The organism is Pseudomonas sp. GG8 (genome assembly GCF_052976945.1).
Genome location: NZ_JBRIIP010000001.1, coordinates 4,732,508 through 4,743,775 on the forward strand (window position 1 = coordinate 4,732,508; position 11,268 = coordinate 4,743,775).

At 60.8% G+C, this 11,268-nt stretch carries 11 protein-coding genes; 8 read left to right on the top strand and 3 right to left on the bottom strand.

Going from position 1 to position 11,268, the window contains the following annotated elements:
* Genes ACVBEG_RS22430 through ACVBEG_RS22460 form a run of 7 tightly spaced genes read left to right on the top strand, consistent with a single transcriptional unit; the run spans window position 1 to window position 6,057 of the window.
* Window positions 1–1,233: an NAD(P)/FAD-dependent oxidoreductase gene (locus tag ACVBEG_RS22430; RefSeq protein WP_407074655.1), complete on the top strand. Its 1,233-nt coding sequence runs from the start codon at window positions 1–3 to the stop codon at window positions 1,231–1,233.
* Complete coding sequence (locus ACVBEG_RS22435) at window positions 1,230–1,979, top strand: class I SAM-dependent methyltransferase (protein WP_322177468.1); 750 nt, start codon at window positions 1,230–1,232, stop codon at window positions 1,977–1,979. The genes ACVBEG_RS22430 and ACVBEG_RS22435 overlap by 4 nt, the downstream gene beginning before the upstream one ends.
* Window positions 1,976–2,464: a DUF3261 domain-containing protein gene (locus tag ACVBEG_RS22440; RefSeq protein WP_322177467.1), complete on the top strand. Its 489-nt coding sequence runs from the start codon at window positions 1,976–1,978 to the stop codon at window positions 2,462–2,464. Before ACVBEG_RS22435 ends, ACVBEG_RS22440 begins: the two co-directional genes overlap by 4 nt.
* Window positions 2,461–3,657 carry a beta-ketoacyl-[acyl-carrier-protein] synthase family protein gene (locus ACVBEG_RS22445; protein WP_322177466.1) on the top strand — a complete coding sequence of 399 codons (1,197 nt, stop codon included), beginning with the start codon at window positions 2,461–2,463 and terminating at the stop codon, window positions 3,655–3,657. The genes ACVBEG_RS22440 and ACVBEG_RS22445 overlap by 4 nt, the downstream gene beginning before the upstream one ends.
* Entirely contained in the window at window positions 3,654–4,109 is a 456-nt protein-coding gene (locus ACVBEG_RS22450; RefSeq protein ID WP_322177465.1) for a hotdog family protein, read from the top strand. Before ACVBEG_RS22445 ends, ACVBEG_RS22450 begins: the two co-directional genes overlap by 4 nt.
* Window positions 4,106–4,834, top strand: coding sequence for a 3-oxoacyl-ACP reductase FabG (gene fabG, locus ACVBEG_RS22455; protein ID WP_322177464.1), 729 nt, complete (start codon window positions 4,106–4,108; stop codon window positions 4,832–4,834). Before ACVBEG_RS22450 ends, fabG begins: the two co-directional genes overlap by 4 nt.
* The gene (locus ACVBEG_RS22460; RefSeq protein WP_322177463.1) at window positions 4,834–6,057 is read left to right on the top strand and encodes a beta-ketoacyl-ACP synthase; all 1,224 of its coding nucleotides are present in this window, start codon (window positions 4,834–4,836) and stop codon (window positions 6,055–6,057) included. The genes fabG and ACVBEG_RS22460 overlap by 1 nt, the downstream gene beginning before the upstream one ends.
* A gap of 195 nt (window positions 6,058–6,252) precedes the next feature.
* Here the strand turns inward: ACVBEG_RS22460 and ACVBEG_RS22465 are convergent, their stop codons facing one another.
* Entirely contained in the window at window positions 6,253–7,149 is an 897-nt protein-coding gene (locus tag ACVBEG_RS22465) for a LysR family transcriptional regulator (RefSeq protein WP_322177462.1), read from the bottom strand.
* Window positions 7,150–7,267: 118 nt separating this feature from the next.
* Here ACVBEG_RS22465 and ACVBEG_RS22470 point away from each other — a divergent pair, with 118 nt between their 5' ends.
* A complete protein-coding gene (locus ACVBEG_RS22470; protein ID WP_322177461.1) occupies window positions 7,268–8,539 on the top strand; it encodes an MFS transporter in 1,272 nt (423 codons plus the stop codon).
* A gap of 81 nt (window positions 8,540–8,620) precedes the next feature.
* On the opposite strand, the gene hemE is transcribed toward ACVBEG_RS22470, so the two are convergent.
* Window positions 8,621–9,688, bottom strand: coding sequence for a uroporphyrinogen decarboxylase (hemE, locus tag ACVBEG_RS22475; RefSeq protein ID WP_219063558.1), 1,068 nt, complete (start codon window positions 9,686–9,688; stop codon window positions 8,621–8,623).
* Between the two features lie 131 nt (window positions 9,689–9,819).
* Window positions 9,820–11,238, bottom strand: a complete 1,419-nt coding sequence (locus ACVBEG_RS22480; RefSeq protein WP_219063559.1) for an FAD-dependent oxidoreductase — start codon at window positions 11,236–11,238, stop codon at window positions 9,820–9,822.
* Window positions 11,239–11,268: the final 30 nt, after the last annotated feature.

Here is an 11,268-nt window from a genome sequence, read left to right on the forward strand (position 1 = left end):
ATGGAAAGACGCCAGGTCGTAGTAATTGGTGCCGGTCCCTCTGGCGCAATCGCTGCGGCACTGCTCAAGCGTCAGGGACACGACGTGCTGATCATTGAGCGCCAGCTTTTCCCACGCTTCTCCATTGGCGAGAGCCTGCTCTCGCACTGCCTGGATTTCGTCGAAGAAGCCGGCATGCTCGACGCCGTGGAGGCCGCTGGTTTTCAAGTAAAAAACGGCGCGGCCTTCGCCTGGGGCGAGCGCTACACCCATTTCGACTTTGGCGACACCTTCAGCAACGGCAAGCCGACCACGTTCCAGGTGCAACGCGCCACCTTCGACAAGTTGCTCGCCGATCAGGCTGAACTGCAAGGCGTAGAAATTCGCTATCTGGAAGAAATCACTGCAGCCAATTTCGATGGCCCGCAACCGCAGCTGCGCGCACGCCGCGAAGATGGCAGTGAGTACACCCTCGAAGCGGACTTCGTGCTGGATGCCAGCGGCTATGGCCGGGTACTGCCGCGACTGCTCGACCTGGAAGCACCGTCGAACTTTCCGATTCGCCAGGCGGTGTTTACCCACATCGAAGACCGCATTGATGACATGCAATTCGACCGCGAGAAGATCCTCGTCAGCATTCACCCCACGCATCGCGACATCTGGTTCTGGCTGATCCCGTTCAGCGATGGCCGCTGCTCGTTGGGCGTGGTCGCTTCGGCCGAGCACTTTCAACGCAAGCCAGAGGATCTGGAGGCCTGCCTGCGGGCGTTTATCGACGAAACACCAAGCCTCTCTGGCCTGCTGCAAAACGCTGTGTGGGATACCCCGGCGCGCGCCATCAATGGTTATTCGGCCAACGTCAAAACCCTGCACGGCCAGGGCTTCGCTCTGCTGGGTAACGCGGCAGAGTTTCTCGACCCGGTGTTCTCTTCCGGCGTGACCATCGCCATGCGCTCGGCAAGCATGGCTGCCGGCCTGCTGCATCGTCAGTTGCAAGGCGAAACCGTCGATTGGCACACCGAGTTCTCCGTGCCGCTCAAGCGCGGCGTCGACACGTTCCGTGCCTATGTCGAAGGCTGGTACGAAGGCACCTTCCAGGATGTGATCTTCCATTCCGACAGTCCTCCGGAAATCCGCCGCATGATCAGTGCAATCCTCGCGGGTTATGCCTGGGATGAACGCAACCCCTTTGTCAGCGAAGCCAAGCGCCGCTTGCGGGTGATCTCGGAAGTCTGCGCGAGCACAGCCCAATGAGCAGCGCCTACCTGAGCGACAGTTTCGTCGAGGAAACCCGCTTCGGCTTATGGTTCCTGCGCAGCCACACGTGGCAGCACCACGTCCTGCGCGTGGCGATCAATGATTTGCGTAGGCTCTTTGATCAAGGCGCGCCCGGCATCGCGCCACCGGCTGACGCCGTGCTCCTGGATGCGGGCTGTGGCCAGGGGAAATCCTTCCGCTACTTGCAGCAGGTGTTCGCCCCGGCGCGTTTACTGGGCGTGGATGCCGACCCGCAAAGCCTGTCCGTGAGCCGCGATGAAGCGATGCGCCAAGGCATCAATGTCGAACTGATCGGCAGCGATTGCGCGCACTTGCAACTGCCGGATGCCAGCGTCGACCTGCTGTTCTGCCACCAGACTTTTCACCATCTGGTGGAGCAAGAACAGGCCCTCGCCGAGTTCTATCGGGTGCTGAAGCCGGGCGGTTATCTGCTGTTCGCCGAATCGACCAAGGCCTACATCGATACCTGGGTGATCCGCTGGCTGTTCCGCCATCCGATGCAGGTGCAGAAGAGCGCCGGGCAATACCTCGACATGCTGCGCGGACAGGGCTTTGAGTTCGGCCCGCACACTGTTTCGTACCCGTATTTATGGTGGAGTCGTTCAAAGGATTTCGGCCTGCTGGAGCGCTTTGGACTGCGCCGCCCCGCGCCATTCGGTCAGCGCGAAGAAACCCTGGTCAACGTCGTCGCGCGCAAACCCGTGCAAGGTGGCGCAGGATGATTCGCGGCCTGCTGCTGAGCGTTTGCCTTCTTTTGCTGTGCGCCTGCGCCAGCCGGGCGCCCCTGCCCGAGACACTGCCGCACCTGCCGTTGCCGCTGCAATTGCACATCCAGCGCGAGCAAGCGGGCCAACGCCAGGATTGGTTGTTGGTGATCCAGCAAGAAGAGGCCAGTTTGCGTTGGTCGCTGCTCGACCCGCTGGGCATTCCTCTCGCCCGCCAGCGCTTGAACAACGGCACATGGCAGGCCGATGGTCTGTTGCCGCCCAATCCGGAAGCACGCGAGCTGTTCGCCGCGCTGCTGTTCGCCCTGACGCCGGCCCCTGAGTTACGCAGCCGCTATCCTGCCGCGCAATCCCAGGCCCGCCAACGCAACTTGGGCACGCGCTGGCGCGTCGATTACCGTCAACCGCAGGTCTTCAGTCTGCGGCTGGAGCAGGGCCTGAGTTACAACGTCAGCCCGTTGAATGACGAGGCCACGCCATGACCGCCTACCTCAATGCCCTGGGGTTGATTTGCGCCCTGGGCAATAACAAAACCGAGGTCGCGCGCAGGTTGTTCGCAGGCGATGACTCAGGCATGATCGACGAGAACGACTGGGTTCCGGGTCGGCGCTTGCCGGTCGGTGCCGTACACGACGTATTACCTCAGATTCCTCCCGAGTTGGGCCAGCAAAGCAGCCGCAACAATCAACTCCTGCTGGCCGCCGCCCTGCAAATCAAAGACGATATCCAGCAAGCCATTGAACGCTATGGCCGCTCGCGTATCGGCGTGATTCTCGGCACCAGCACCTCGGGGATCGATGAAGCCAGTCGTGGCATTGCGATGTATCTGCGCGAGCAGCGATTCCCCTGCGATTATGACTATCAGCAACAGGAACTCAGCGCCCCGGCGAATTTCCTCGCGGCCTGGCTGCAACTCAGCGGCCCGGCTTACGTCATTTCCACCGCCTGCACCTCCAGCGCGCGGGCGCTGCTCAGTGCGCGGCGCTTGCTGGACATGGGGGTGTGCGACGCGGTGCTGTGCGGTGGCGTAGACACCCTGTGCAAGCTGACGCTGAACGGGTTTTCCGCACTGGAAGCGGTATCGGAACAGCGCTGCAATCCATTTTCGCGCAATCGCAACGGGATCAACATCGGCGAGGCAGCGGTCTTGTACCTCATGACCCGCGAGGCCAGCGGTGCCACGTCGATTGCCCTGCTCGGTGCGGGCGCGAGCTCTGATGCCCACCATATTTCCGCACCGGAACCCAGTGGTCGCGGCGCGCGCCAAGCCATGCAAAAAGCGCTGAACAATGCCGGCCTGCATGCAGAGCAGATCGATTACCTGAACTTGCACGGCACCGCCACGCAGCACAATGACGCGATGGAAAGCTTCGCCGTGCAGGCGATTTTTCCAGACGGCGTGCCCTGTTCATCAACCAAACCCATGAGCGGCCACACCCTCGGCGCTGCCGGAGCGCTGGAAGCAGCATTCTGCTGGCTGAGCCTGGCCCCGGAAAATACGCAACAGGCATTGCCACCGCACCTCTGGGACGGCGAAGCCGATTCCCAACTGCCCGCTTTGAAATGGGTTGAGCCCGGCCAGCGCCTGCTGCACACCCGACCACGCCGACTGATGAGCAATTCCTTCGCCTTCGGCGGCAATAACGTCAGCCTGATTATAGGAGACGCCCCATGATCGATTGGCCGATTGCCGAACTGGTGCCCCACGCCGGAGACATGATCCTCATCGATCAGGTCCTGACGTTCGACGAAGAACAAATTCACACCCGTCTGAAAGTCCGCCCTGGCGGCTTGTTCAGCCGCGCCGATGGTAGCCTCCCAGCCTGGGTCGGGATCGAACTCATGGCCCAGAGCATTGCCGCCTACGCGGGTTGCAAGGCGCGCGCGCAAGGCCATAAGGTCCAACTCGGCTTTTTGTTGGGCACGCGCAAGTTCGAATGCAACGTCGAGCACTTCCCCGCAGGCAGCGAACTGACCATCCACGCCCTGCGCTCACTGCAGGATGACAACGGCATGGGCGTCTTCGAGTGCCACCTGACCGGCCCCGGCATCAAGGCCATGGCGCGGGTTAACGTGTATTGCCCACCCCTGCCCGCTGACTATCTCGCTGAAGGAGTTTGCGCATGACTGAATCAATACTGGTCACCGGCTCCAGCCGTGGCATCGGCCGTGCCATCGCCCTGCGTCTGGCCCAGGCCGGTTACGATCTGATCCTGCATTGTCGTAGCGGCCGTACTGAGGCCGAAGCGGTTCAGCGGGAAATCCAGGCCTTGGGCCGACAAGCGCGCATACTGCAATTCGACGTCGCCGACCGGGCTGCGTGCAAGGCGATTCTCGAAGCCGATGTGGACACTCACGGCGCCTATTACGGCGTTGTCTGCAATGCCGGTCTGACCCGTGACGGCGCCTTTCCGGCGTTGACCGACGAAGACTGGGACGTGGTCATGCGCACCAACCTCGATGGTTTCTACAACGTTCTGCACCCGGTAATGATGCCAATGATCAGGCGTCGCGCCGCTGGGCGGATAGTGTGCATCACATCGGTTTCGGGCTTGATCGGCAATCGTGGACAGGTAAATTACAGCGCCTCCAAGGCAGGTATCATTGGGGCTGCCAAAGCGCTCGCCATCGAACTGGGCAAACGCAAGATCACCGTCAACTGCGTCGCCCCCGGCTTGATCGATACGGCAATGCTCGACGAAAATGTGCCCGTGGATGAGCTGATGAAAATGATCCCCGCGCAACGCATGGGCACCCCCGAAGAAGTCGCCGGTGCCGTGAATTTCCTGATGTCGGCCGAAGCGTCCTACATCACCCGTCAGGTTCTGGCGGTCAACGGAGGCCTGTGCTAATGAAGCGCGTAGTTGTTACCGGCATGGCCGGTATTACATCGCTGGGCAGTGACTGGACCAGTATCGAAGCCAATTTCAACGCCAACCGCAGCGGCATTCGGCGGATGGATGAGTGGGACCGTTTTACCGAACTCAACACCCGCCTCGCCGGCCCGATCGACGATTTCGCGGTGCCTGGACACTGGTCCCGCAAACAGTTGCGCAGCATGGGTCGCGTGTCGCGGCTCGCCGTCGGCGCGGCTGAACAGGCGTTGCTCGACGCGGGCCTGCTCAACGACCCGATCATTCGCGACGGGCGCATGGGCGTTTCCTGTGGTTCGTCCACCGGCAGCACCGATGAAATCAAAGCGTTCGGCAACATGCTGATCAACTCCGTCGCCGAGGGCCTGAACGCCAACTCCTATGTGCGGATGATGCCGCACACTACGGCGGCGAACATCAGCATCTTCTTCGGCCTGACCGGGCGTTTGATACCGACCTCCAGCGCCTGCACCAGCGGCAGCCAGGGCATCGGCTATGCCTACGAATCGATCAAGTTCGGTCGCCTGCCGCTGATGCTGGCCGGTGGCGCCGAGGAGCTGTGTCCGACCGAAGCCATGGTCTTCGACGCGCTGTACGCCACCAGCCTGAAAAACGACGCCCCGCACACCAGCCCTCGCCCTTACGACAGCGACCGCGACGGCCTGGTGATCGGTGAAGGCGGCGGCATGCTGGTCCTCGAAGAACTGGAACACGCCCTGGCCCGGGGCGCGCACATCCACGCCGAGATCGTTGGCTTCGGCAGCAACGCCGATGGCGCACACGCCACGCGTCCGGAGCAGACCACCATGCGTCGCGCCATGGAGCTGGCCCTGGAGGACGCCCACCTGAGTGCCGACGCCATCGGTTACGTCAATGGTCACGGCACCGCCACCGAACAAGGCGACATTGCAGAGACCCTGGCGACCCACAGCCTGTTCGGCGCGCGGATGCCCATCAGTTCGCAGAAAAGCTTTCTCGGCCACACCCTGGGCGCCTGCGGTGCGCTGGAGTCGTGGTTCTGCATCGAGATGATGAACCGCGACCGCTACATCCACACCCTCAACCTCGATGCTGTCGATCCGCGTTGTGCCGAACTTGATTATTTACGCGGGGAATCGCGGCATATGAGCAACCAATTCGTGATGAACAATAACTTCGCGTTTGGTGGTGTGAACACTTCACTGATCTTCCGACGCTGGTAGTAGCCCCACAAATACCCTGTAGGAGCTGACTTGTCTGCGAATCGGCTGCGAAGCAGTCGCAAAATGACTGACGTCACCACCGCATGAAGGTCCTCCGGCCCTTTTCGCAGACAAGTCAGCTCCTACGCCCTCCGGGCAGAATCGAGATCCAGTTTTCTGCGCGACAGCACGGCGGCGAAGACGAGGTGGGGCCTCTTACAGCGCTACCGCCTGCTTGGTCAACAATTCGACGAATGCCTTGGCCATCGGTGAATGCTGGTCCCGGCGCTGCACTAGCCAAACCGCCGTATTGGCCTCTGCATCGAGCAACGTTCGGTAGACCACGCCGTCGATACGCATGCGCTGGTAGGACGCCGGCAACACCGTCACCCCCAACCCTGCGGCCACCAGCCCGATAATGGTCATCGCCTCGCCCGCCTCTTGGGTGATCAGCGGGCTGAACCCTGCCTGGCGCGCCAGGTTGATCAACTGCGCGTACAAGCCGCTGCCATATGAGCGCGGGAAAAACACAAAGGGTTCAGCCGCCAACGCCGACAGCTGCAGGCCTTTTTCACTGCCCACCGCCAACGGGTGATCGGCACGTATAATCGCCACCAGCGGTTCGCGGAACAACTCCACGGCGACCAACGATTCCGGCAAAGGCAAGGGACGCATGATGCCGACCTGCACCGACTCATCCACCAGCGCCTCGGCCACTTCCTTGCTGCTCATTTCCTGCAACGCCAGGTGAACCGCCGGGAAGGCCTGACGGAACGCAAAAATCACCTGCGGAATGCTTGAGTTGAAAGGCGCCGAGGAGGTGAAACCGATTTTCAGCTCGCCTAACAGCCCCAACTGCGCACGCCGCGCCACGTCGGCCGCTTTGTCGACCTGGGCCAACACCAGACGGGCTTCGGCCAGAAACAGCCGACCGGCTTCACTCAGCTCGACGCGACGATTGGTGCGCTCGAACAACCGCGCCCCTACCTCCTGTTCAAGCGCCTGAATTTGCTGGCTCAACGGCGGTTGGGAGATACCCAGTGCTTGCGCGGCCCGGCCGAAATGCAGCTCTTCGGCCACCGCAATGAAATACCGAAGATGTCGCAGTTCCATGGATTCACCATTAGGTCGTTTTAAATATCAAACAGGTCGAACAATATATTGGAAAGAATCATTAGCGAGCTATATTCTTTTTCACATTGCCCGACCCGTTGACCCATCGAGGTCCATTGTGAAAATTGCTGCTCACCCCCACGCTAACGATATCGAGTCTTCGCCTACCGGCGATGTCGCGATGGCGTTGAGCGAGATCTACATCGAAAAAGGCACGCCGATGTTCATGCGCACGGTGCTGGCGTTGTTCTCTGGCGGCTTTGCGACCTTTGCCCTGCTGTACTGCGTGCAGCCGATGATGCCGGTCCTGTCCCATGAGTTTTCAATCAACGCAGCGCAAAGCAGCCTGATTCTTTCGGTAGCCACGGGCATGCTCGCGATTGGTTTGCTGATCACCGGCCCCATTTCGGATCGGCTAGGGCGTAAACCTGTGATGGTGACGGCGCTGTTTTGCGCCGCGCTGTTTACCATGATCAGCGCACTGATGCCGACCTGGGAAGGCATCCTGTTGACACGCGCACTGGTCGGCCTGTCCCTCAGCGGCCTGGCAGCGGTCGCCATGACCTACCTCAGCGAAGAGATCCATCCGCAGCACATCGGCCTGGCCATGGGCCTGTACATCGGCGGAAACGCCATTGGCGGTATGAGCGGGCGTCTTATCACGGGGATCCTGGTCGACTTTGTCAGCTGGCATACCGCGATGCTGATCATCGGCGGTCTGGCATTGATTGCCGCTGCGGTGTTCTGGAGGATTCTCCCCGAGTCGCGCAACTTCCGCCCACGCTCGCTGCACCCACGCAGCCTGCTCAACGGCTTTACCCTGCAGTTTCGCGATGCCGGTTTGCCGTGGCTGTTTCTCGAAGCCTTCCTGCTGATGGGCGCGTTCGTCACGTTGTTCAACTACATCGGTTATCGCTTGCTGGCTGAGCCTTACCACCTGAGCCAGTCGCTGGTCGGACTGTTCTCCGTGGTGTACCTGTCCGGTATCTACAGCTCGGCGAAAATCGGCGCGTTAGCCGATAAACTCGGACGGCGCAAAGTCTTGTGGTCGGTGATTGTGCTGATGCTGGCGGGCGTCGCCCTGACGATGTTCACCCTGCTGCCAGTGGTGATCGTCGGCGTACTGATGTTCACCTTCGGCTTCTTCGGCGCCCACTCGGTCGCCAGCAGCTGGATCGGCCGCCGCGCCCTCAAGGCCAAAGGCCAGGCGTCATCGCTCTATTTGTTTAGTTACTACGCGGGCTCCAGCGTGGCCGGTACCGCAGGTGGGATGTTCTGGCACTACGCAGGCTGGAATGGCATTGGCCTGTTCATCGGCGTACTGCTGCTGATCGCCCTGGCTGTGGCGTTGCGCCTGGCCCGGTTGGCGCCGCTGGTGACTCGCAACTGAAAGCATCGCGGGCAAGCGCGCGCCTACAGGTTTGTAGGCGCGCGCTTGCCCGCGATGGGTCGCTAAGCGGCCGCAGTCAGCTTACTGGTGATACTGCGCCGAGAACTCATGCACAGCTTCCATGAAGACGCCAGCATTGACCGGGTCGACTTCAGGGGTAATGCCGTGACCGAGGTTGAAGACGTGTCCGGTGCCGCTGCCATAGCGGGCGAGGATGCGGGCGACTTCGGCGCGGATGGCTGTAGGGTTAGCGTAAAGCACGGTAGGGTCCATGTTGCCTTGCAACGCGACTTTGTTGCCGACGCGACGACGGGCTTCTCCGATGTCGCAGGTCCAGTCCAGACCCAAGGCATCAGCACCCGCATCGGCGATGCTTTCAAGCCACAGACCGCCGCCTTTGGTGAACAGGATGACCGGCACTTTGCGCCCGTCGTGTTCACGGATCAGACCGCTAACGATTTTACGCATGTAGGCCAGGGAGAACTCCTGATACGCGGCGTCTGACAGGCTGCCACCCCAACTGTCGAAGATCTGCACCGCTTGCGCACCCGCGAGGATCTGGCCGTTGAGGTACGAGGTCACCGACTGCGCCAGTTTATCCAGCAACAAGTGCATGGCTTGCGGGTTGTCGTAGAGCATGGCCTTGGACTTGCGGAAGTCTTTCGACGAGCCGCCTTCGACCATATAGGTCGCCAGGGTCCACGGGCTGCCGGAGAACCCGATCAGCGGCACACGGCCGTTGAGTTCACGGCGGATGGTGCTGACCGCGTCCATCACATAGCCCAGGTCTTTCTGCGGATCAGGAATCGGCAGGGCTTCGATATCGGCCAGGGTGGAGACGGTTTTTTTGAAGCGCGGACCTTCCCCGGTTTCGAAGTACAGGCCCAGGCCCATGGCGTCGGGGATGGTCAGAATGTCGGAGAACAGGATCGCCGCGTCCAGTTGTGGATAGCGGTCCAGCGGTTGCAGGGTGACTTCGCACGCGAACTCCGGGTTCATGCACAAGCTCATGAAATCACCGGCCTTGGCCCGACTGGCGCGGTATTCCGGCAGGTAGCGACCGGCCTGACGCATCATCCACACAGGGGTGACGTCGACGGGTTGCTTGAGCAGGGCACGAAGGAAACGGTCGTTCTTCAGGGCAGTCATGTCGGCATCCGGTTAAAAAGTGCGGGTATTTTCTCAGAGCGCAACGCAAAAGGCACGGCATGAGCCGTGCCTTTTATGTATCGAGGCGATTTGTCGCAGGAATCAGAGGTCGCGCCACCCTGTCGGGGTGATCACAGACCCAGGTAATCCAGGATTCCTTCGGCGGCATTTCGGCCTTCGAAGATCGCAGTCACCACCAAGTCAGATCCGCGAACCATATCGCCACCGGCGAAGATTTTCGGGTTGCTGGTCTGGTGCTTGAACTGCGCCTGTTCCGGAGCAATCACGCGGCCCTGGCTGTCAGTCTGGATGCTGAATTCCTCAAACCACAACGACGGGCTTGGACGGAAACCGAATGCGATGACCACGGCATCGGCCGGGATGATCTCTTCGGAGCCCGGGATTGGCTCGGGGCTGCGACGGCCACGGGCGTCTGGCTCGCCAAGACGGGTCTCGACCACCTTCACGCCTTCGACCTTGTCTTCGCCAACGATAGCGATTGGCTGACGGTTGTAGAGGAATTTCACCCCTTCTTCCTTGGCGTTCTTCACTTCTTTACGCGAGCCGGGCATGTTCGCTTCGTCGCGACGATAAGCACAGGTCACCGATTTGGCGCCTTGGCGAATCGCGGTGCGGTTGCAGTCCATCGCGGTGTCACCACCGCCGAGCACCACAATCTTCTTGCCCTTCATGTCGACGAAATCTTCCGGCGCCTTTTCGAAGCCCAGATTGCGGTTGACGTTGGCGATCAAGTAATCCAGTGCATCGTGCACGCCTGGCAGGTCTTCACCGGCAAAGCCACCCTTCATATAGGTGTAGGTGCCCATGCCCATGAACACAGCATCGTATTCTTCAAGCAGTTGATCGATGGTGACGTCCTTGCCGACTTCGGTATTGAGGCGGAACTCGATACCCATGCCGGTGAAAACTTCGCGACGATTGCTCAGCACGCTTTTTTCCAGCTTGAACTCCGGGATGCCGAAGGTCAGCAAACCGCCGATTTCCGGGTTTTTGTCGAACACCACCGGGGTCACGCCACCGCGCACCAGCACGTCGGCACACCCCAGGCCCGCAGGCCCGGCACCGATCACCGCAACACGTTTGCCGGTCGCTTTGACCTTGGACATGTCTGGGCGCCAGCCCATGGCGAACGCGGTGTCCGTGATGTACTTCTCCACCGAACCGATGGTGACCGCACCAAAACCGTCGTTGAGGGTGCAGGCACCCTCACACAGACGATCCTGAGGGCATACCCGGCCACAGACTTCCGGCAGGGTGTTGGTCTGGTGTGACAGCTCGGCAGCCGCCAGGATATTGCCTTCGGCCACCAGTTTGAGCCAGTTGGGAATGAAGTTGTGCACCGGGCACTTCCATTCGCAGTACGGGTTGCCGCAACCCAGACAGCGGTGGGCCTGATCGGCCGACTGCTGGGGTTTGAACGGTTCGTAGATTTCTACGAACTCTTTCTTGCGTTGACGCAACAGTTTCTTCTTCGGATCTTTGCGCCCGACCTCGATGAACTGGAAGTCATTATTTAGACGTTCAGCCATGTTAAAACCTCATCAAACACTTCAGGCGCA